The organism is Halopelagius fulvigenes (assembly GCF_055398025.1).
Window position 1 is genome coordinate 13,726 of sequence record NZ_AP043846.1, and the last position, 16,505, is coordinate 30,230.

Annotated in this window: 19 protein-coding genes; 6 read left to right on the forward strand and 13 right to left on the reverse strand. The window is 68.4% G+C overall.

The window, feature by feature from the left end; genetic code table 11:
- Nucleotides 1–93 precede the first annotated feature (93 nt).
- Nucleotides 94–1,275 (forward strand): tryptophan--tRNA ligase, encoded by a 1,182-nt coding sequence (locus ACZ522_RS04375; protein WP_379695584.1) that lies wholly within the window; start codon nucleotides 94–96, stop codon nucleotides 1,273–1,275.
- Nucleotides 1,276–1,302: 27 nt separating this feature from the next.
- Here ACZ522_RS04375 and ACZ522_RS04380 read toward each other — a convergent pair whose 3' ends face one another.
- From ACZ522_RS04380 to ACZ522_RS04410, 7 genes are all read right to left on the reverse strand, one after another.
- Nucleotides 1,303–2,946 carry a GMC family oxidoreductase gene (locus ACZ522_RS04380; RefSeq protein WP_379695582.1) on the reverse strand — a complete coding sequence of 548 codons (1,644 nt, stop codon included), beginning with the start codon at nucleotides 2,944–2,946 and terminating at the stop codon, nucleotides 1,303–1,305.
- A 1-nt stretch (nucleotide 2,947) separates the two neighbouring features.
- On the reverse strand, nucleotides 2,948–3,469 hold the full coding sequence (locus ACZ522_RS04385; protein WP_379695580.1) for a gluconate 2-dehydrogenase subunit 3 family protein: 522 nt from the start codon (nucleotides 3,467–3,469) through the stop codon (nucleotides 2,948–2,950).
- Complete coding sequence (locus ACZ522_RS04390; RefSeq protein WP_379695578.1) at nucleotides 3,466–4,341, reverse strand: hypothetical protein; 876 nt, start codon at nucleotides 4,339–4,341, stop codon at nucleotides 3,466–3,468. Before ACZ522_RS04390 ends, ACZ522_RS04385 begins: the two co-directional genes overlap by 4 nt.
- A gap of 149 nt (nucleotides 4,342–4,490) precedes the next feature.
- Entirely contained in the window at nucleotides 4,491–5,387 is an 897-nt protein-coding gene (locus ACZ522_RS04395; RefSeq protein WP_379695576.1) for a hypothetical protein, read from the reverse strand.
- Between the two features lie 66 nt (nucleotides 5,388–5,453).
- Nucleotides 5,454–6,221, reverse strand: coding sequence for a hypothetical protein (locus ACZ522_RS04400; RefSeq protein ID WP_379695575.1), 768 nt, complete (start codon nucleotides 6,219–6,221; stop codon nucleotides 5,454–5,456).
- A complete protein-coding gene (locus tag ACZ522_RS04405) occupies nucleotides 6,137–7,336 on the reverse strand; it encodes a hypothetical protein (protein ID WP_379695573.1) in 1,200 nt (399 codons plus the stop codon). The genes ACZ522_RS04400 and ACZ522_RS04405 overlap by 85 nt, the downstream gene beginning before the upstream one ends.
- 89 nt (nucleotides 7,337–7,425) lie before the next feature.
- On the reverse strand, nucleotides 7,426–8,259 hold the full coding sequence (locus ACZ522_RS04410; RefSeq protein ID WP_379695571.1) for an MBL fold metallo-hydrolase: 834 nt from the start codon (nucleotides 8,257–8,259) through the stop codon (nucleotides 7,426–7,428).
- 450 nt (nucleotides 8,260–8,709) lie between these two features.
- Between ACZ522_RS04410 and ACZ522_RS04415 the strand changes: the two genes are divergently transcribed.
- Complete coding sequence (locus ACZ522_RS04415) at nucleotides 8,710–9,150, forward strand: TIGR00725 family protein (RefSeq protein WP_379695569.1); 441 nt, start codon at nucleotides 8,710–8,712, stop codon at nucleotides 9,148–9,150.
- Between the two features lie 5 nt (nucleotides 9,151–9,155).
- Here ACZ522_RS04415 and ACZ522_RS04420 read toward each other — a convergent pair whose 3' ends face one another.
- The 4 genes from ACZ522_RS04420 to ACZ522_RS04435 all read right to left on the reverse strand — a co-directional run bounded on the left by ACZ522_RS04420 (nucleotide 9,156) and on the right by ACZ522_RS04435 (nucleotide 12,443).
- Entirely contained in the window at nucleotides 9,156–9,476 is a 321-nt protein-coding gene (locus tag ACZ522_RS04420; protein ID WP_464391828.1) for a DUF8173 domain-containing protein, read from the reverse strand.
- A gap of 39 nt (nucleotides 9,477–9,515) precedes the next feature.
- Nucleotides 9,516–9,650, reverse strand: coding sequence for a hypothetical protein (locus ACZ522_RS04425; RefSeq protein ID WP_379695567.1), 135 nt, complete (start codon nucleotides 9,648–9,650; stop codon nucleotides 9,516–9,518).
- 205 nt (nucleotides 9,651–9,855) lie between these two features.
- Complete coding sequence (gene dph2 / locus ACZ522_RS04430) at nucleotides 9,856–10,890, reverse strand: diphthamide biosynthesis enzyme Dph2 (protein ID WP_379695565.1); 1,035 nt, start codon at nucleotides 10,888–10,890, stop codon at nucleotides 9,856–9,858.
- Between the two features lie 146 nt (nucleotides 10,891–11,036).
- A complete protein-coding gene (locus ACZ522_RS04435) occupies nucleotides 11,037–12,443 on the reverse strand; it encodes a hypothetical protein (protein ID WP_379695563.1) in 1,407 nt (468 codons plus the stop codon).
- A 92-nt stretch (nucleotides 12,444–12,535) separates the two neighbouring features.
- Here ACZ522_RS04435 and ACZ522_RS04440 point away from each other — a divergent pair, with 92 nt between their 5' ends.
- The 3 genes from ACZ522_RS04440 to ACZ522_RS04450 all read left to right on the forward strand — a co-directional run bounded on the left by ACZ522_RS04440 (nucleotide 12,536) and on the right by ACZ522_RS04450 (nucleotide 14,336).
- Nucleotides 12,536–12,910 carry a YlbF/YmcA family competence regulator gene (locus ACZ522_RS04440; protein WP_379695561.1) on the forward strand — a complete coding sequence of 125 codons (375 nt, stop codon included), beginning with the start codon at nucleotides 12,536–12,538 and terminating at the stop codon, nucleotides 12,908–12,910.
- A gap of 106 nt (nucleotides 12,911–13,016) precedes the next feature.
- Nucleotides 13,017–13,688 (forward strand): MinD/ParA family ATP-binding protein, encoded by a 672-nt coding sequence (locus ACZ522_RS04445; RefSeq protein ID WP_379695559.1) that lies wholly within the window; start codon nucleotides 13,017–13,019, stop codon nucleotides 13,686–13,688.
- A 21-nt stretch (nucleotides 13,689–13,709) separates the two neighbouring features.
- Complete coding sequence (locus tag ACZ522_RS04450; RefSeq protein WP_379695557.1) at nucleotides 13,710–14,336, forward strand: RAD55 family ATPase; 627 nt, start codon at nucleotides 13,710–13,712, stop codon at nucleotides 14,334–14,336.
- Between the two features lie 18 nt (nucleotides 14,337–14,354).
- On the opposite strand, the gene ACZ522_RS04455 is transcribed toward ACZ522_RS04450, so the two are convergent.
- The gene (locus ACZ522_RS04455) at nucleotides 14,355–14,636 is read right to left on the reverse strand and encodes a hypothetical protein (protein ID WP_379695555.1); all 282 of its coding nucleotides are present in this window, start codon (nucleotides 14,634–14,636) and stop codon (nucleotides 14,355–14,357) included.
- 79 nt (nucleotides 14,637–14,715) lie between these two features.
- The gene (locus ACZ522_RS04460; protein WP_379695553.1) at nucleotides 14,716–15,699 is read right to left on the reverse strand and encodes an FKBP-type peptidyl-prolyl cis-trans isomerase; all 984 of its coding nucleotides are present in this window, start codon (nucleotides 15,697–15,699) and stop codon (nucleotides 14,716–14,718) included.
- Between the two features lie 210 nt (nucleotides 15,700–15,909).
- Between ACZ522_RS04460 and cyaB the strand changes: the two genes are divergently transcribed.
- Nucleotides 15,910–16,470, forward strand: a complete 561-nt coding sequence (gene cyaB, locus ACZ522_RS04465) for a class IV adenylate cyclase (protein ID WP_379695550.1) — start codon at nucleotides 15,910–15,912, stop codon at nucleotides 16,468–16,470.
- The last annotated feature ends 35 nt before the right edge of the window (nucleotides 16,471–16,505 follow it).

Genomic DNA, 16,505 nt, shown 5'->3' on the forward strand with positions numbered 1-16,505 from the left:
GGTCGGGCGGGCTTCACCCGGCGACGCTCCCGCGGTGCTCACTCCCTTTTTCGACCGCACTGCCACCCGACCGACGATACTCACCAGACACAGATGCCAGCAGAAGACGACTTCACAGTGACGCCGTACGCCGTCGAAGGCGACGTAGACTACGACCGACTCCTCGAACAGTTCGGAGCGGACGCCCTCACGGACGACCAACGGGCGGCGTTCCCGGACCCCGTCCACCCACTCGTCCGGCGCGAGGTGTTCTACGCCGGGCGGGACGTGGACGCCTTCCTCGACGCAGCGAACGCGGGGGAGACGCACTCCGTCGTGACGGGGCGCGGCCCCTCGGGACCGATGCACGTCGGGCACGTGTTCCCGTTTTACTTCGCCAAGTACCTCCAAGACCGAACGGGAGCGCTCGTCTACGTCCCCGTCTCCGACGACGAGAAGTACCTCCTCAAAGACGAGTCGGTGGGGGCGATCAGCGACCACGCGCGGGAGAACCTCCTCGATATCCTCGCCGTCGGGTTCGACCCGGAGCGAACCCGCATCGTCGTTGACACCGCCGACGCCGACGTGGTGTACCCCCTCGCGGTGACGTTCGCAAAGGACGTGACGCAGGCCACCGTGAACGCGACGTACGGCGACCCCGTGAACGTCGGGCTCTCGTTCTACCCGGCCGTCCAAGCGGCGCACCTCCTCCTGCCGCAACTCGTCGAGGGTCGCCACCCGACACTCGTCCCCGTCGCGGTGGACCAAGACCCCCACGTCCGCGTCTGCCGCGACGTCGCGGCCAAGCGGCGGTACGACGTGGACAAGCCCGGCGCGTTGCTCTCGAAGTTCCTCCCCAGTCTCGACGGACCGGGGAAGATGAGTTCGTCCGCCGACGCGCCCGGCATCCTCCTCTCGGACGACCGGGAGGCGGTGTTCGAGAAGGTTCGGACGCGCGCGTACTCCGGCGGGCGATCGAGCGTCGAAGCCCACCGGCGGCGGGGCGGAAACCCCGACGTGGACGTGTCCTACCTCCTCCTGTACTACTTCTTCGAGGAGAGCGACGAACGGGTGGAACGACTCGCCCGCGAGTACCGCGAGGGGTCGCTTCTCAGCGGGGAACTCAAGGAGATCGCGGCGGAGACGGTGGCCGACTTCCTCGAAGCCCACCAGGAACGGCGGGCGTCGCTCGGCCCCCTCGAAGCGGAGTTGCCGAAGTTCCGACTCGCCGAGGCGGAACGGCGGAACGCGCGCCGGCGCGCGGGGTTCCCGGACGACTCGCTGGCGCAGCAGTGAGTGCGCCGGGAGGACGAGAGGCCACCGCTACAGGCGATCGTCGAGATGCTCCGCGAGGCGGAGCGACAACGCGGCGATGGTCAGCGTCGGGTTCATCGCGCCGGCCGTGACGAAGACGCTGGAGGAGGAGACGTACAGGTTCCGCAGGTCGTGCGTCCGGAGGTTCGGGTCGACCACGCTCGCCTCGGAATCCTCGCCCATCCGCGTCGTCCCCATGTGGTGGGCGACGTACCGCGGGTTCTCGGGGTCGGTCGTCCGGACGTCCGTCGCCCCCATCGCTTCGAGGATCTGCGTCCCGATGTCGATGACGCGGTTCATCGTCTCCCGTTCGTAGTCGCCGACGTCGAGGGCGACGTCGGGGACCGGGTTGCCACGGTCGTCCGTCTTGTCGCGGTTCAGCCGGATCTGATTCCGCTCTCTCGGGAGCATCTCGGCGAGTCCGTTGACGCGAATCCGCCACATATCGCCGGAGTGCGCGCCGCCGACGCCCGGTTCGTCGCCCTCCACCGGGTCCAGCAGGTCCCCCCGAGCGTCGGCGTCGAACCCCCTGAGAGCGTCGAGCGGGGAGTCCTCGCTCGCCTGTTGGAACTCCAGTTTGATGCTCCCCGGACGCGGGTCCTCGTGGTCGTAGAACTGGTGGGACTCAAGCGGCCACCAGTAGAGCGGTTCCTGCCCCTCCGGCCGTTCGATGCGGCCGGAGACGCTCACGGCCGGGTGCTCCATGAAGTACTTGCCGACGAGTCCGCTGGAGTTCGCCAGCCCGTCGGGGTAGGTTTCGGACGCCGAGAGGAGGAGCAGTCGCGGAATCTCGACGCCGCCGGCGGCCAGCACGAACGTCCGGGCCTCCTGTCGCAGTCCGGTCTGCTCCGGCGCGTCGTACACGGCCGCCGTCACCGCCTCCCCCTCGTCGTCGTGTTCGAGGGACCGCACCGGCGCGCGGTCTATCACCCGCGCGCCCTCCTCCTCCGCCCTCCGGACGTGGACGTCGCCGCTGTACTTCGCGCCCGACGGACAGACCGGGTGGCAGGTGCTGTACCCGACGCACTTGCTCCGGCCGTCGTACGCCTCGGAGTTTCTGGCCTGCGGCGCGGAGTGGAGCGTGATGCCGAGGTCCGAGCACGCCTCCTCGTAGAGGGAATCGACCGGTCCGGTCGGGAACGCAGGGAGGGGGCGCGACTCCTCGCGCGGCGGGGCGAACGGGTTGTCGTCCGCACCCGCGACCCCCAGTCGCTCCTCCGCGTCGGCGTAGTACGGCCGCAGCGTCTCGTAGTCGATGGGCCAGTCGGCGGCGAGGCCGTACCGCGAGTTCATCTCGAAGTCCTTCTCGTGGTAGCGGGGGGTGAAACCGACCCAGTGGAGCGTCGTGCCGCCGACGCCTTTGACGCGCTTCGCGTTCAGGTTGTAGTCCTCCGGACCCGTCGAGGAGAACGCGTCGCGTTCGCCCCCCACGTCCCAGACGGACGCCTGACTATCGGGGCGGAGCGCGCGCTCCATCCGTTCGAGTCGGGAGTCGAAGTCGAAGCGCGGCCCCGCTTCGAGGAGTACCACGTCGTACCCCCGCTTCGACAGCGAGTGCGCGAGCAACCCGCCCGCGACGCCCGCGCCGACGATGCACACGTCCGCCCGCGGCGACGGCGAGCGGTCGGTCGGTGATTCGTTGTTTCCTGCCATGTTACTCCGTGTACGACGAGAATCCGCCGGGGTAGCCGACCGGATTCTCGATGCCGAACTGCTTCGTCCCCTCGGGGTTCGTCAAGAGCGCGTACAGTACCGAGTTGACGAGGTGGAAGCGGACGCGTTCGGCGAGCGTCCCCTCCGGTCGCGACTGGACGGTGAACACGCCGAGTCTCTTCAGCAGTCGCCTCCCCTCGGCCGCGGACAGCGACCGGAACGGCGTCCCCGACTGGTCGTACGAGAGCGCGTCGAGTTCCGAGAGCGTCCCGAGGAGCGCGCGGGTGCGCTCGTCGCTCAGCCTCCCCACGTACCCCCGAATCAGCGGCTCGAACGGTTCGGGGTCGGCCGGGTGGACGACGTCCGCGACGGTGAGCAGTCCGTCCACGTCGCGCCGCGTCACCGTTCGCTCGGCGGAGTCGGCGTCGGTGTCGGCGTCCGCGGTCAGGTCGTACGCGCCCAGACTCGCCGCCGAACCCGCGCCCGCCAACCCGAGGAGCGTCCGCCGCCGGGTCAGCTTCACTTCGTCGCACCTCCCCGGCCGCGGAGCATCCCCGAGAGAAGACAGAGGAGAAGCGAGAGACAGACGGCGCCGAACACCGCCTGAACGCGGCCCGCGCCCGCGCCGAACAGCGCCGGCCGGTCCAAGAGGAGGGCGTACTCCGCGCCGTGACTCACGAAGTACTGAGCGGGTATCTTCTCGAACGTCCGGTAGCCGACGCTCCCGGCCGTCCCGAGGAGCACCCACGCGAGCGTCGCGCCGACCACCCGGCGCACGTCGAGTTCGCCGGCCCCCCTCGGGCGGACATCGACCGTCGGGACGCCCGCCGCGGCCGCCGAGCGCAGGATTCGAACCCACGGAAGCGCGAACGCGAGCGTCACGAGGAAGAACTCCGCGAACGCCGACGGCGCGGCGACGAAGAACGGGGCCCTGTGGACGACTTCGCTGCCCCACCCGACGACGGCCGCCGCGCCCGCGGCGGCGACGCCGACGACGAGGAGGAACCGGCCGACGACCGTCCGCCCGGCGAGCGACGACGCCGAGACGGGGGCGTCGATGCCGAGTCGCCCGGCGAGCCGACTCGCCGAGTAGCCCAAGTAGAGGTGGGCGCACGCGCCGACGAGCGTGTGCGCGCCGACGGCGTTGCTCGTCACGTCGCCGAGAACGTACCCGACCGGAACCCCCCACAGAGCGACGGGCCCAACCACGAGGACGAGCGGAATCGGCAGGGCGCTGGTCAACTCGAACGCCGACAGCGACGGGAGGGAGAAAAGCGAGCGCAGGGCGGTTTCGAGGGCGGTAACGAGAGGGTATAGGACTCCGACGAACGCGATGACCGACGCGTAATCGCGGTCTGGGAGGCGTTCGCGGACCATCTCGCCACTGTGTGCCAACGTGGATGTCCCCCCGTTACAGACTCTACGGAATTTGACATATAATCCGTATTAAATCCATTGGACGTTCTGAATTACAGCGACTGGAGAACGCTCTGCGCGAAACGAGAGACGGCGGCGAGCGGCGAGAACGGGACGTTCGCCGCCGGTCAGACCGGAATCTCCGTCTCGACGTCCCCGTCGGCGACGGCGGCCTTCACCCGTTCGGCGGCGGCGTCGGACTCGGCGACGTTCTCCATCAGCACCGTCTCGCTCGGGAAGAGGTGTTCGCCGAGGACGAGTCCGTGCTCGCGGGCGGTCGAACCGGTCATCGTGAGGTAGACGCCGAGGCCCGTCTCCGCTATCGCGGCCTCCTCCTCGGCCGACTCGTCGGGGTACGCGAAGGTGACGCCGTCGAGCTGCCGCGTCCCGAGGACGGCCTCGACGAGTCGTTCGTACCGCGGCGAGATGCAGAGCGGACCCTCGTACCCCTCGACGAACGAGCGGTCGAGGTCCGCGCCCGGCGGGAGCACCTCCGGTTTGGCCATGAGCGTGTGGTAGACGGTGTCTCCGAGGCCGGAAACGACCCGAACGTCGGTGTCCATCGGGTCGATGCGGGCGTTGATGTCGGCGATGCTCCCCACTCCGTCCGCCCGCAGTTGGACGACTTCTTCGAGGACCAAGTCGGCGCTGTCGAACCCGAGGCCGAACTCGTGGGTGCGGAGGGCGCGGAACGGTTCCTCGCGGCCGACGAGTTGGACGGAGACGCCGTCGATGTCGAGGGTGACGCTGTCGAAGACGACGCGGCGCGGCATCCCATCGCGGTCGTCGCGAAGCAGGGTGTACTCCGGTTCCGCCTCGTTCGAGAGGTCGCTGTAGTCGGCGAGGCGTTCGTACACGTCGCGGTCCGGATGGGCGTTCCCCTTGGTGACGGACTTCTCGTAGCGAAGCGTGGACGTGATTTCGTCCGCGAGTGCCGCGGCGTCGGCACACTCAGCGAAGCGCTCCAACACGGCTTCGAGGGGGCGTCCCTTGCGCGGAACGGCGACGCGCACCGTAGCGGTCATTGTCGAGTTCACGGACGCGCCCGCTAAACAGGTTGCGTTTCGGGCAGGAACGGGGGAGACGGGGAGTTACTCGCCGTCGCCGCCGTCGTCGCCGTCTCCGTCGGCGTCGCCCGCGGCCGCGGCCGCGCCCGCGCCCGCGCCGAACACGTCGTTCAGGCGGTGGCGGAACGATTCGAGTCCTTCCACGGTCGCTTCGAGGTCCTCGATGCGCTCCATCGCCGACGAGAGGTCGTCGAGGTCCGAGCGGATCTCCTCTATGTCCTCCGAGAGGGTCTCTCTGGCCGCCACGATGTCGCCGTCGAGCGACGCGATGTCCTCCCGAACGTCGCCGATTTCGCCGTCGAGTTCCGAGACGGCGCTCTCGGCCCGCGAGGCGTCCTCGGCGGCGTTCTCGACCCGACCGGACACCTCGGAGACGTCGGCTTCGACGCTCTCGACGCGGTCGGAGACGTCGTCGTACTTCGAGCGGAGGCCCTCGACCGCGGAGGCGTTCGCGTCGGCCGTCTCTTCGACGTTCGAGAGCACCTCCGCGGCGTCTTCGACGCGTTCGTCGAGGGCGCCGAGGTCGCCGCGGAGGCGGGAGACGTCGGACCGGATGGCCTCGCGGTCGTCCCCGGCGGCGTCGAGACTCGATTCGAGGGCGTCGAGTTCCTCGGAGATGTCCCGCATCTCCTCGCGCAGCGATTCGACGACTTCGGCTCCGGTGCCCTCCTCGTCGATGAACTCCGCGAGGGCGTCGCTGTACGCCGCTAAGTCCCCCATCTGCGACTGCAGGCGACGGATGCGCACGTCGGCGCTCTGCGGAAGGCCCACGTCGAGTTCCGACCGAAGCACGTCGAGGTCCTCCTCGGAGACGCTCCCGTCGCGAATCTCCGCCGCGAGCGTCGCCGCCAGCGACCCCTCGACCGCCGGAGTCGCACGCGCGTCGGCGTCGTCCCACCGGCGTCCGCGGACACCTCGGCGTCGGCGTCCGACACCGCGCCTTCGACTTCGACGTACTCCCTCGCCCCGGCGTCCGCGGCCGGTTCCTCCGCGTCATCCTCGTCGGTCTCTGCGTCGGCGTCCGCAGACGTTTCGGCGCCGGCGTCGCCCGCGTCGGCCTCCACCCCGCTCGAACCGATTGCGGCCGCCACGTCGTCGTCGTTAGGCCCTGCGGGCGAATCGACCACCGCCGGGGTGGAGTCGTCCGCGATTTCGCGCGGTTCGGCCGTCTCCGCCTCGGCGGCGTCGTCGGCGTCCTCGGCCGCCGCGTCGTCCTCGCCGTCTTCGTCGGCGGGGTTCGGAATCGACTCCAGCGCCTTCTCGACGGCGTCCTCGGCCTCCTCGATGGCGGAACCGCCGGACGCGTCCGAGTCTGCGTCCGCGTTCGTCTCAGCGTCGGCGTCCGCGCCGGCGTCGTCCGCGTCCTCGATGGGCTCGGACTCCGCGGCGTCGGCCTCCGGTTCGGCGTCCTCGTCGAGTGCCCCCTCGTCCGCGAGCGACCCGTTGCCCTGCAACGCGTCGCGCACGAGTTGGCTCCGGTCCTCGCCGAGGATGTCCTCGACGCCGTCGTCCGCGTGGTCGGCCTCCTCGCCCTCCGCCGGAACGGGCGGGCGTTCGAGGACGGGTTCGACGAGGAAGCTCGACGCCTCGTTGACGGTGTTGAGGCGGATGCCGTACACCGTCGTCACCGACTCCTCGGGCTCCAGCGTTCGCTCGTACTCGACGCGTTGGTCCTTGTACGCGGTCCAGTTTTCGCTCTCGTAATCTGGGTGGAAGCCCACCCCCTCCATCGGGAAGTCCTTCGGGATGCTATCGACGATTCGGACGTGGACGGCCTCCTCGCTGTCGGAGGAGATGCGGAACTTTATCGCGGGAACCGGGAACTCCTCGGCGACGAACGACTTCTCTACTTTCACGTCGCCATCGGAGACGTACACCGGACCCCCTAGGTCGGACTCTTGGCTCATGCCCGTCCCTTCCGAAAGCCATTACATAAAATAACCGGGCATTTTCGAACGCGAGACTGTCACTTTCTCGAATCGTGTCAGCAGACAGACTAGAGGTCCACTCGGTCGCCGATTTCGGCTATCTCCAACCGTTCGGGGTACTCGAAGCTCCGCGAGTGAGCGTGGAGGACCGTCGGGTCGGCGGTCATGCCCTTCCACATGTCCCAGTGACTCGGGAGGAGGCGGTCCAACCGAAGGTCGGAGGCGGCTTCGATAATCTCGTTCTCGGTGGAGTACCACTTCGTGCGCACGGGTTCGCCCGTCTCCTTGTCCGGGATGTTTCCTATCGCGCCGAACGCGAGGACGCCCAGGTCGATGTCGTACTCCTCGCCGAGTTCGGCGAACTCCTCGGCGGGTTTCGTGTCGCCGCCGTGGAAGAACGTGCCCGACTCGTGTTCGATAACGTAGGAGACGGGGTGGGTCGCGTCCGGATCGTGCGCGGGTTTGACGTGAACCGTGAACTCACCGATTTCGAGGGTGTCGCCCTCGGAGACGACCTCGAACCGGTCCTCGGAGACGTCGTAGTTCTCCGTCCACGCCTCGTCTTCGAGGGCCACGTCCACGGAGTCGTCCGGCGCGTAGTACGTCGCGTCGGTGTTCTCCAGGATGGGGGCCTGACTCGGCCCGTGGACGTGGTCCGTGTGCTCGTGCGTCGCGAGGAGTCCGTCGAGTTCCGTCACGTCCTCCGGGTCGAACGGGACGGGGATCATCCGAACCGTCCGCGGCGGGTCGCCGACGCCGACGTACGGGTCGATAGCGAGCGTCGTCCCGTCGCTTCCCTTGAGGAAGAAGCCGTTACAACCGAGGTACCAGACGGCCACCGTCTCCGGGTCGGCCGCCTCGACGGCGCGCGGAAGCCAATCGCTCCAGTCGCTTACGGACATACGACCGGGTGCGGACGGACGGGGACTAAGTGTTGCGGAGTCCGCGACCCCTCGTCCGACCGCCGACGGGGGAAAAACCGGATGCGCCGTCGGGGTCGCCGCCGGACGTCGCCGGACGACCGATGGGGCGGCCGTCCAAAATAACGATACGTTATACGTCACCTTCCGGACGATCGTCCGATAAATCACCCGAAAAGGGACGTTATACCGGCTATAACCGACGGAAGGAATATACCTCGAAACGGAGTGCTACGAAACGCCATGTCTGAGCGCCGACGGAACACCGCGCATTTCAGTCAGATGGACGCAACGATGCGGACGCTGGGTACGTGGGACCCCGAACCGCCGGCGGCAGACCTCTACAACTGACGCCTCCGGTCGTCGCCGCAGGGACGCCCCCGGGACCGCACAGAACGAAACGACTCTTTCTCTCCGACGAGAAGCGGCGGTATGCGCGTGAGTATCATCGGCGGCGGAACCGTCACCGAGGAGAAGATAGACGTCGCCGCCGAGACGGGTCGTTCGCTCGCGCGGCGCGGGCACACGGTCGTCTGCGGCGGTCTGGGCGGCGTGATGGAGGCGGCGTGTCGCGGCGCGAAGGAGGCGGACGGGCGGACCGTCGGAATCCTCCCGACCGACCGACGGGCGGACGCGAACGAGTACGTGGACGTCGCCGTCGCCACGGGACTCGGGCACGCCCGGAACGCGTTGGTGCCGATGAACGGCGACGCGGTGATAGCGATCGGCGGAAGTGGCGGGACGCTCTCGGAGATCGGCTTCTCGTTCGTCTACGACAGGCCCGTCGCCGGACTCGGCACGCACGACGTGCCGGGCGTCGAAGCGTGCGAGACGCCCGAAGAAGCGGTCGAGTACGTCGAGCGTGAGGTGTAGGAGGTTCAGCCGCGGCGTTCCCAGAGAACGAACAGCACCGCGCCGAACCCCGTCGTCGAGACGGCGAAGTTCACGAGGCCCCCGACTATCGGAATCAACGAGACGGCGACGAGGACGACGGCCCCGGCGAACGCGACCACGAGGGTGTCCGGTTCGCCGGCGGAGGAGGAGGCGGCGTCGAGGACGAACCGACCCACGAGGAGGGTTCCGATGGCCGATCCCGCGATTCCGAGGACGGCGAGGACGATGACGCCGGGGATGGCGAGTATCAGCCCGATTCCCGTTATCGCGAGGAGGACGATGACGATACCCCCGATGACCGAGATGCCGAGGCCGACGAGGAAGGCGACGCCGCCGTCACCAGACTACGTCTGGTGGGCTGACGAGCTTCGCTCGTCAACGTCGTCGCGGATAGTCTGCAGGCTCTGTTCGGTCAGTTTCGGTGCGACGACGGCGACGATAACGGCGACGACGCCGCTGAACACGACCGCAAGGGTCAACCCGAGCCCGCCCCGAAGAAGTGGGCGAGAGCCGAGGGGTCACTCGGTTGGAGCGGGGCGGTACCGATAGCGAGGGACGACTCGTCGAAGGGGACCATCGAGTCGGAGATTAGTTCTCGATTTGATATCTCTTGCGATCGTGACGCGGACGAAGAGAGAGCGGAAGAGAGACGCCGAGACGGCGGCGAGTCCGTCGTTCGTCAGTTCACCACGTGCCGTGGAACGTGTCGAACGAGAGCGAATCGAGGGGTTCGTCGCCGACGGCGATGCGGTACTCCTGCGGCGTCAGCATTGGCTTGTGGAACCGCGGGCCGTCGTCGGTGGTGATTCGGGGACATCCGGTGTTGACGAACGCGTCCATGTCGAAGTTCCGGAGTCTGTCCGGCGTCACTTCGTCCATGGTGATGAGGTAGGCGTTCGGGTTGTCCTCGATGATCTTCTCGGCTATCTCCATGCGCCCCTGTCCGATCTTGGTGCAGAAGATGACGCCCCACTTCTCGGCGTCCATCGCGCGGTGGACCGCGCCGTAGCGCTGTTTCATGAACTTCTCCGTGTCGGCGATGGTGACGACGTTGTTGACGGGGTCGGCGATGACCACCTTCTTCTCGGGGTGTTCCATCGCGAGGCCGAGGGGGTGGAACTTCCCGCCGCCGACGTACAGCACTTGGTCGGCGTCGATGTCCGCGGAGGCGTAGTTACAGCCGAGAACCTGCCCTTCGAAGGTGAGTCGGTCGTCGCCGCGGCGGGTGTGGACGTCGTAGCCGCGTTCCTCCAACCAGTCGCACATGTCCTCGAAGCGGTTCATGTGCTGGGCCGTCGTCACCAGGCCCACTTCCTCGCCCTCCAACTCTTCGAGGGACTCCTCCAGGATGGGGAACGGGTCCACGTTCGAGAACAGGGGGACGTAGATTATCTTGTCGGACTCCTTCATCGGCGAGTGCCCGAAGTGGACGAACACGTCCGTCCGGCGCATCAGGTAGGTGTCTAAGTCGCAGGCGCCGTAGCAGGGTTGCCCCGACAGCATGAACGTCACGTCGTCGTCGCAGAGTTCCCGCAGGTCGTCGGCGACGGCCGGACCGCGCCGCTTCAGTCCCTCGGGGAACTGCAGTCCGACGCGCGTGGCGTCCCGTTCCTCGATTTCGTCGATGATGCGGTCGAGTTCGTAGTCCCACTCTCTGTCGTGTCTGAGCGACATCCCGGTGTTCCGGAGGTCACCCTCGGAAGAAGCGTCCTGACTCATTGTCCCTTCGTTGCCGGTCAGGAGGTATAACGTCGGCGTTCCCCGATGCGACGGCCGCGGAGTCGGATCGTCCGCCCCGAGGCGGCGGAACCGCACGCCCGCAGTCCCGTCGGACGTGCGGGTCGAGTGTCGTCTGCGTCTCGTTCTCACGTGTCGTCTCCGGCGCGCGCCGTGACCGTCTCGGGTCGGGCGTCGTCGGTGGCGTTCCGCGCCTCATCGTACCACGGCGGCGCGCGGACCGTCTCCGGATCGGCGTCCGTGTACTCCATCCGGAACCGGACTGACCGCGTCTCCCCGCCCGCGCGAACCTCGTAGGAGACGACGAGAAGCGAGACGAAGCCGTCCGCGCCGACGTGCGCCTCCGCCCGGTAGTCGGTGACGTTCCCCGAGTTCGGGAGCGACCGCGGCGTCCCGGTGGCGACAATGCGGTACGGTTGGACGCTCCAGTTCTTCCGGGTGACGTTCGTCCGCGGCGCGTCCAGATACCGTCGGACGGCGCCGGCGGCGCGGTTCTCGAACGGGCCGTGTCCGTCCTCGTCGGCTTCGACGACGTGTCTGGCGTACGATTGCTTCTCGCCGTGTTCCGTGTAGACGTAGTTGTGCCTCCCGTCGGCGTACATCGAGTAGTGCGCGAATTCGGCACCTCCCTCGCCCGTGGCCCGATATCCGGTGACGAAGTAGCGGTACCGCGTCGGACCCGCCACGTCAGCCCGCCGGTACGCGCGGGTCCACCCGCGACCGGTCCGCGCGTTCGTCCCGGACTGCCGCACGATGAGTTGGTACGACCGCCCAGCGACTGCGTCCGCGTGCGCCGCCGCGAGCGTCGCCGCGTCCGCGACGCCCGCGGGTCCGACCCCCGGTGGGAACGGTTCGTCGGCGTCGCCGTCACCGTCGCTGTCGTCGTCGCTGTCTCCCTCGCCGTCACCGTCCGCGGAACCGTCCGAGGAGGCGGCGACGACCGGGCCGACGTTCGGCCCGGCCGCGTCGTCCGTCCGGGGTACGACGCCGAAGCCGAACGGGCCCAACACGGCCGCGACGACGAGTCCCGCGAGGAGGAGGACGGCGAGGCTCGAAACGGGTTCCGCCGCGACTCGCGCGACGCCGAAACCGTTCGACTCCCCGCGTTCGCCGTCGGGCGCGTCGTCCCCCTCCGCGGCGACGCCCGACCGTTCGACGGACGGCGACTCGCCGAAGTACCGCCGGAACAGTCGCTCGCAGTCGTCGCGGTCCACGCCGTACAGCGCCAGGTTCCGGAGGTCGTCCGGTCCGACGAGCGTCGCCCCCGACGAGACGACGCGGCGGACGAGGCGGCGCGACGGACTGGCGGCGACGACAGCGTCGGCGTCGTCTGGGACGCGCGGCGTCCGGAGTCGCCGCCGCGCGTCGAGCGTGACGACGACTCGACCGTTCTCCCCGACTGCGAGAGTGCCGTCCTCGCGCGCCCGAACCTCCCGGCCGGCGGCGGCGTACAGGTCGCAGACGAACCCCCGCAGACGCTCCGCGTCGAGGCGGCGGAGCCACCGTTCGAAGGTTCGCGCGGAGACGACTGGCATGCTAACTAATAACGCACGCGCGACCACGACTCTTTCCCCCGCGGACCCCCGCATCCGGCAGGTTGAAACGACTCGCGTCCGAAGCGAGGGGTATGAGCATGCAGACGGACCCCCTCGAAGAGATGGGCCGCGAACTCGGCGAAGCGCTGACCGAGACGCCCGAGTACGAGGCCTTCGAGGAGGCGAAAGCGGCCGTCGAGAGCGACGACGAGGTGCAGGCCAAGATTTCGGAGTTCGAGTCGCTCCGCGAGGAGTTCATGTTCGCTCGACAGACGGGGAACGCGACGCAGGAGGGGCTTCAGAAGGTCCAATCCGCCCAAGAGGAACTCCACTCGATGCCCGCGATGGCGGAGTACCTCGAAGCCCAAGAGGAACTGCAGACGCGCCTCGAAGCCGTCAACGAGGCCATCTCAGAACCCCTCGCCGTGGACTTCGGCGGCGAGGCGGGCGGTTGCTGTCACGACTGAGCGACGACCGCACGGCCGATTTTTTCAACGACGCGAGACGCCGGAGAGCGACGGGTCGGCCGTTCGCCGCCGCGACTTTTTATACGAGGACGGGGCCAGCGTCGCCATGCTTGCGATAGCCGGCGGGAAGGGCGGGTGCGGGAAGACGACGACGACGCTCGGTCTGGCCGCGGCGATGGACGCGGAGACGCGCGTCGTGGACGCCGACCGGGACATGCCCAACCTGCACGCACTCGCGGGCGTCCCCCGGGACGCGACCGAACGAACTGCGGCAGACGGTCGGGTTCCGTCCGACCCCGCCGACGAGCGAACGCCGCCGTACCGCCACCCCGAGTACAACCACGTCTCGGTCTCTCCCGCGCCGCCGAGGCGGGACGCGCGCGCTGACGGCGGGTGCGACGACCCGTCGGCGAGACTGCGGCGGATTCGCGCCGAGACGGACGCCGCAGTCCTCGTGGACTGCCCGGCGGGCGCGGGGCCGGACGCCGCGGCCCCCCTCCGCGTCTGCGACGGCGCCGTCGTCGTCTCGTCGCTCTGCGCGCCGTCACTCCGCGACGCCGCCAAGACGGCGTCGATGGCGCGAACGCTCGGAACGCCCGTCGTGGGGGCGGTGCTCACGCGGGCGCGCGTCGCGCCGCCCGGCGTCTCGGACCTGTTGGGCTGTCCCGTGCTCGGACGCGTCCCGGAGGCGGAACCGCCGGTCCTCGAAGACGCCTCGGTCAGGCGGGCGTACGAGAACGTGGCGACTGAGATCCAGGCCGCCGAAGGGATAATATAAGAGACCGTCGTAAGAGGTGACGTGTCTGGACGGCTCACGACCGGCATCGACGTTCTCGACCGACAACTCGACGGCGGAATTCCGGCGGGGAGCATCGTCTTCCTCGGCGCGGAACCCGCCAGCCAGTCCGAGCTGTTCCTCTACGAACTCACCGCCGTCCGGGGGACGCTGTACCTCACGACCGTCCGCTCCGACGCCGCGGTCCTCGACGCCGTGCACCGAACGCCCGGCACCGTCGGCAGTCCGACGGTCCGAGACATCGGCGGGGGCGCGCCGTTGGACTCCGCGAACAAACTCGTCACGGAACTCCCGGAGGGGGCGAACCTCATCATCGACGTGGTGGACGTGTTGGAGGAGACGAGCACCGCCCGGTACCGGGAGTTCCTCAACGAACTGCAGACGCACATGGTCAACACGGGGGGACTCGCCGTCCTCCACGGCCTGAAGACGGGAGACGCGCCGCGGAACCGCCGCTACACCGAACACATGTCGGACGTGGTGTTCGACCTGCAGACGGAGGTGGACGGCTCGGAGATAGAGAACCGACTCGCCGTCCCGAAGTTCCGCGGCGGCAAAGCGCCCGAGAAGACCATCAAACTCCGCCTGAGCGAACGGGTGACCGTGGACACCAGCCGGGACATCGCGTAAGCGACTATTTTCGGCGGCTCAAGTCGCGTAGAACAGGAAGACGCCGAGCGTCACCGCCACCGTCAGCCCGGACCAGGCGCGGACGGTATCAACCGGCCCCAGGTCGATTCGGCGCGTGAACACGGAGAGGAAGTACGGCGCGAGCGGTGCGAGTCGCGCCAGAATCGGCGGGTCGGCTCCGAGTCCGTATTCGAGCGCGAGCGTGAGCGCGATCGTCGAAACCGCCGCGACTGCGGCGACGAGGGCGTCGTCCGGGAGTTCGAGTTCCGACGGCACCTCGTCGGCGTCTCTGTCGGCCATCTCTCCGAGAGTGCGGAAACGGAAAGTAAGAACCCGGCGGTTCCGTCGCCCGAGGGGGCGGCGGCCGCCGCGGCGGGAGTTACTCTTCGGTCTCTTCGCCTTCGAGTTCCTCAACGAGTTCGTCCGCGTCCACGTCGACGTCCTCGATGGCTTCCTCGATGTCTTCGGCGTCGGCGCCGCCGCCCATGCCGCCCATCATACCGCCCATGCCGCCCATCATACCGCCCATCCCGTCGATGGTCTCCTGGACGATGACGCGGTCTAAGTCGAGGCGGTCGATGACGTCCTGTGCGATCTGCTGCTTCGAGAACATCCACTGCTGGTTCATCGTCATCTGCGGCGTGGCCTCGATGTACAGCGTCTCCTTCTCGACGGTCTCGACCTCGGTCTCGGGTTCGGCGTCCTCGTCGTCCTCGTCGGGTTCGACGACCGTCTCCTCCTCGACCTCGTCGGTCTCGATCCAGACCTCGGGGGCCTGCTGGAGGTACATGCTGAGGAGGCTCTCGGCCTTCTCCTCGCGGTCCTCGACGAGTTCGAGAATCTCGTAGTCGTACTCGAGGTCTTCGCCCGCCAGCGGGTGGTTGAAGTTCACGCGCGCGCGGCCGCCGATGATGGTCTCGACGCGACCCTGTTCGCCGTCGACTTGGACCTGCGCGCCGGGGTAGCGGTCGTCCTCGTCGATCTTGTTGGCGCTGACCGTGCGGACGTCGTCGTCGTCGAACTCGCCGAACGCCTGCGCGGCGGGAATCTCGACGTTGCCGGTGTCGCCGGGTTCCGCGCCGACGAGGGCGTCGTCGACGGCCTCGAAGACGTGTCCCGCGCCGACCACGATGACTCGGGGTTCGAAGTTGTACTCCTCCGTGTCGATGTCGGCCTCCTCGGCCACCTCTTCGTCGGTCGTGTCGACGACGGTGTCGTCTTCGACCGTGCGTACGGTGTACGCGAGGCGCACGAAGTCGCCGTCTTGGATTCCGTCCTCGGCGACTTCCTCGTCTTCGGCGACCTCTTCTTCGACGTCTGCTGCGTCGGCGTCGGCCGCCTCCGCCTGCGGTTCGTCACTCATACGCGGAACAATACTCGTGTGACCCTTAAGAATCACGTTTCGCCCGCCGCGGAGAAAACGCCCGATTCGCCGCGGTTTTCCGGCGAAATCGGAGGGCGCAGGCGACGGCTACGACGCTCTCGGCGCGGCAGAGTCGGTAGTCGCGGACGCCGGATCGACCGGATTCCGGAGTCACCCACGCTTTTGCTCGGCCGGGACGACGACCGACGCATGTACGAAGTCGAGGTCAAGGTGCGGGCCGACCGCGACGGGGTGCGGGCGAAACTCGACGGGGGGCGCGCCGAACGCGTCGGGCGCGTGCGGCAGGTAGACACCTACTACGACGCGCCGCACCGCGACTTCGCGGCGACCGACGAGGCCCTCCGCGTCCGCCGCGAGACGCCACTCGACGGTGAGGACCGGGCGGAGACGACGGCGCGCGTCACCTACAAGGGGCCGTTGGTGGACGACGAGTCGAAGACGCGGGCCGAACACGAAACCGAGGTGGCCGACGGCGAGACGATGGACGCCGTCCTCGACGGCCTCGGCTTCGAACCGGCGGCGACGGTGGAGAAAGAACGGGAGTTCTACCGGATGGACGGCTACACCGTCACCCTCGACGCGGTGGAGGGAGTCGGGGAGTTCGTCGAAGTCGAACGCGAGGCCGAGGACGAGGCGGACGTCGAATCGGTCCGGGAGGGAGCGTACGCCGTCGCGCGCGAACTCGGACTCGACCCGGACGAGCAGATTCGGACGTCGTACCTCGGGATGCTCCTCGATTCGGAGGAGTGACCCCGCGGCGGGCGACCGGTTCGACCGGATGATGT

Bases quoted from the DNA above. Each gene is read 5' to 3' on its own strand.
- ACZ522_RS04445 (WP_379695559.1), top strand. From the start codon at position 13,017: ATGCTTGCGATAGCCGGCGGGAAGGGCGGGTGCGGGAAGACGACGACG.
- ACZ522_RS04410 (WP_379695571.1), bottom strand. From the start codon at position 8,259: ATGTCCGTAAGCGACTGGAGCGATTGGCTTCCGCGCGCCGTCGAGGCG.
- ACZ522_RS04395 (WP_379695576.1), bottom strand. From the start codon at position 5,387: ATGACCGCTACGGTGCGCGTCGCCGTTCCGCGCAAGGGACGCCCCCTC.
- ACZ522_RS04455 (WP_379695555.1), bottom strand. From the start codon at position 14,636: ATGGCCGACAGAGACGCCGACGAGGTGCCGTCGGAACTCGAACTCCCG.
- ACZ522_RS04415 (WP_379695569.1), top strand. From the start codon at position 8,710: ATGCGCGTGAGTATCATCGGCGGCGGAACCGTCACCGAGGAGAAGATA.
- dph2 (WP_379695565.1), bottom strand. From the start codon at position 10,890: ATGAGTCAGGACGCTTCTTCCGAGGGTGACCTCCGGAACACCGGGATG.
- ACZ522_RS04380 (WP_379695582.1), bottom strand. From the start codon at position 2,946: ATGGCAGGAAACAACGAATCACCGACCGACCGCTCGCCGTCGCCGCGG.
- ACZ522_RS04435 (WP_379695563.1), bottom strand. From the start codon at position 12,443: ATGCCAGTCGTCTCCGCGCGAACCTTCGAACGGTGGCTCCGCCGCCTC.
- ACZ522_RS04440 (WP_379695561.1), top strand. From the start codon at position 12,536: ATGAGCATGCAGACGGACCCCCTCGAAGAGATGGGCCGCGAACTCGGC.
- ACZ522_RS04460 (WP_379695553.1), bottom strand. From the start codon at position 15,699: ATGAGTGACGAACCGCAGGCGGAGGCGGCCGACGCCGACGCAGCAGAC.
- cyaB (WP_379695550.1), top strand. From the start codon at position 15,910: ATGTACGAAGTCGAGGTCAAGGTGCGGGCCGACCGCGACGGGGTGCGG.
- ACZ522_RS04375 (WP_379695584.1), top strand. From the start codon at position 94: ATGCCAGCAGAAGACGACTTCACAGTGACGCCGTACGCCGTCGAAGGC.
- ACZ522_RS04405 (WP_379695573.1), bottom strand. From the start codon at position 7,336: ATGAGCCAAGAGTCCGACCTAGGGGGTCCGGTGTACGTCTCCGATGGC.